This window comes from Serratia sp. 506_PEND, assembly GCF_001076875.1.
Lineage (GTDB): Bacteria > Pseudomonadota > Gammaproteobacteria > Enterobacterales > Enterobacteriaceae > Serratia > Serratia marcescens.
Genome location: NZ_JVEL01000032.1, coordinates 1 through 479, shown reverse-complemented (window position 1 = coordinate 479; position 479 = coordinate 1). Strand labels below are relative to the sequence as shown.

The window sequence follows — 479 nt, the reverse complement described above, 5'->3', positions numbered from 1 at the left end:
CACTTTTCAGCTTAAGGAAAAGGGTAATGAAGAAATTTGTCGGACTATTCGCTGTGTTAATCCTGTCTGGTTGTTCAACCACGGCCAATGAACTTCGATTGACCTCGCCTGCACTTAAAGGACATTCGAGTAAGAGTGCGGATTTATATATTGGTTGTGTATTGAATAACTGGAATGAAAAAAACACAATTTCACCCATTAGTCCGCAACCAATTGAAAATGGCTACTCGGCACAGATAAATGATATGACTCGGGGAGTGGTTATGCTTGTTGATGTGAGGAATGTTGATACAGGCAGTGACTTTATCTTTTACAAGAAAAGAGATATGAGTTTTTATGAATCGGCAATTATAGCGTGTAAATAATCTGGCTGCGTATACAATTTACGATCCCCTGCTGAAATTTGGGCGGGGTATGGCTTTCGCGAGTTCGATGGCTCGCCGCGCCCAGGCGACATGGCGATCATGCAGGTTTCGGCG

Annotated in this window: 1 protein-coding gene; it reads left to right on the top strand. The window is 43.2% G+C overall.

The features are described 5' to 3' along the window. A partial coding sequence (locus ADK28_RS31145) for a hypothetical protein (RefSeq protein WP_204375357.1) occupies nucleotides 1-365 on the top strand: 365 nt, incomplete at its 5' end. Between the last annotated feature and the right edge of the window lie 114 nt (nucleotides 366-479).